The following is a 2083-nucleotide window of genomic DNA, read 5'->3' as shown; positions in this document are numbered from 1 at the left end:
GCCGGTGGCCGATGGGGTCAGAGCCACCGGCTCTCAACGGCGGTTTCTAGAGACCGTTCATCGCGGTGTGTTCGCGCATGTTGAAGCTACCGGTCTCGATCCAGAGGGTGTTGTGCACGATCCGGTCCATGATGGCGTCGGCGTGGACTCCGGAGCCAAGTCGCTGGTGCCAGTCCTTCTGGGCGTACTGGGTGCAGAACACCGTCGAGGTGTTCCCATACCGGCGCTCGAGCAGCTCCAGCAGCATGCTGCGCATCCCCTCATCGGGGTGGTCCAGGAGCCATTCATCGATGACCAGCAGGGTGAACGCGGCGTATTTCTTCAAGAACGTCCGCTGCCCGTGGGGCTTGTCCCGGGCCAGGGCCCAGGCCTCGGCCAGGTCCGGCATCCGGATGTAGTGGGCCCGGATCCGGTGCTGGCAGGCCTGCTTGGCCAGCGCGCATCCCAGATAGGACTTCCCGGACCCGGTGAAGCCCTGGAAGACGACGTTCTGCTGACGGTCAATGAACGAGCAGGTTCCGAGCTGGGCGATCTCCCCTTGGTCCAGGCCGCGCTCGGTGAGCAGGTCCAGCCGGCGTAGGTCGGCGTTGGGGTAGCGCAGTCCGGCCCGCCGGATCAGGCCCTCGACCTTCTGATGGGTGAAGGAGGTGTGGGCCTCGTCCACGACGAGCCTGACCTGGTCCTCGAAGCCCAGGCCCAGCATGAGGGTCTCGTCCCGGGCCTCGAGAGACTCCAACAGGGCGGTGGCCCCCATCTCGCGTAGCTTGCGTTTGGTCTCGGTATCGATCCGGGTCACCGGGTGCCTCCTGCCGCGTAGTAGGAGGCCCCACGCACGTAGCCACCGATCTCCTCAGCCGGCGGCCCGGCGGGCGCGCTGCCGGTGAGTGCTCCTGGTCTGTCTTGGCCGGTGTCCAGGATCGGGCGCAGGTGCGCATATCGCGGGGAGCGGATCAGGCCGGCCAACGCGATCTGGCAGGCCGCTTCCACCCGTTCGGCGGAGAACCGTCGCGTCAGCCGCAACACCGCCAACGCCGGATTCAGGCCCTGCTCGGCCACCGGAACGGATTCGAAGACCCTGTCCACCACGATCACCGTCGAGGGCCCGACACGCTGAGCCCATTCTCTGACTCGGTGTTGGTCCCACTGCCGGTACTTCGGTCCGGCCGGCAGGTCCGCGTCGTGGGTGCGGTACTCGTTCACCACGTTCTCCGGCAGCAAGAGGTGGCTGGCCAGTCGCTGGTGGCCGTGGTGGACCTCCAGCATGGTGTCCGTGACCCGCAGGTCGACCTTGGCCCCGACGTGTGTGTAGGGCACCGAGTAGTAGTTCCGGGCGAAGGCCACGTGCCCGTTGCGCGCCACCCTGCGGCCGTAGACCCACCGGCTGATCTCATAGGCCACGGCCGGCAACGGGCGCAGCAGCGCCTGCTCCTCGGCGGCGAAGACGCTGGCGCGGGAGCCGGCGCGTTTCTGGAACGGTTCCGCGTTGTAAGCCTTCAGCTGGACTGCGATGGCTGCCTTGAGCTCGGCCAGGGAGGTGAACTGCCGCTTGCGCAGGGCAGCGATGATCCAGGTCGCCACGTGCGCCACGGTGTTCTCCACGCTGGCCTTGTCCTTCGGTTTCTTCACCCGTCCGGGGAGCACGGCCGCGGAGTAGTGAGCCGCCATCTCCCGGTAGGCCTCGTTCAGGACGATCTCGCCCTCCTTGGGATGCTTGATCACCCCGGTCTTCAGATTGTCCGGCACGATCCTCGGCACGCTGCCGCCGAAGTACTCGAACATGCCCACGTGCGCCCGCAACCAAGTGTCCTGCTTCATATCCAGCGTCGGCTCCACGAAGGAGAACCGGCTGAACGGCAGGCACCCCACGAACAGGTAGACCCGGCTCAGCTCCCCGGTGGCCGGATCGAGTAGCTGCATCGTGGGCCCGGACCAGTCGACCTCGACCGTCTGGCCGGCCTTGTGCCCGATCCTGGAGGCCAGCCCGGTGACCAGCACATGCCGCTGGTAGAACTTGCAGAACCGGTCATAGCCCATCGACGGGGATCCCGCCTGAGCGCACTGGTCCACGTATTCGCCGTGCAGC

At 66.9% G+C, this 2083-nt stretch carries 2 protein-coding genes; both read right to left on the bottom strand.

Annotation, left to right across the window (positions count from 1 at the left end; translation table 11 throughout):
• Positions 1–46 precede the first annotated feature (46 nt).
• Entirely contained in the window at positions 47–796 is a 750-nt protein-coding gene (locus ACFFIO_RS17295; RefSeq protein WP_378043699.1) for an ATP-binding protein, read from the bottom strand.
• Positions 793–2083 (bottom strand): IS21 family transposase (gene istA / locus ACFFIO_RS17290; RefSeq protein ID WP_378043697.1); only part of this gene is annotated, 1291 nt, incomplete at its 5' end. The genes istA and ACFFIO_RS17295, both read right to left, overlap by 4 nt.

The sequence above is a fragment of the Citricoccus parietis genome, assembly GCF_042433045.1.
Lineage (GTDB): Bacteria > Actinomycetota > Actinomycetes > Actinomycetales > Micrococcaceae > Citricoccus > Citricoccus parietis.
The sequence above is the reverse complement of the archived record's forward strand: the minus strand, read 5'-3'. Positions and strand labels throughout refer to the sequence as shown.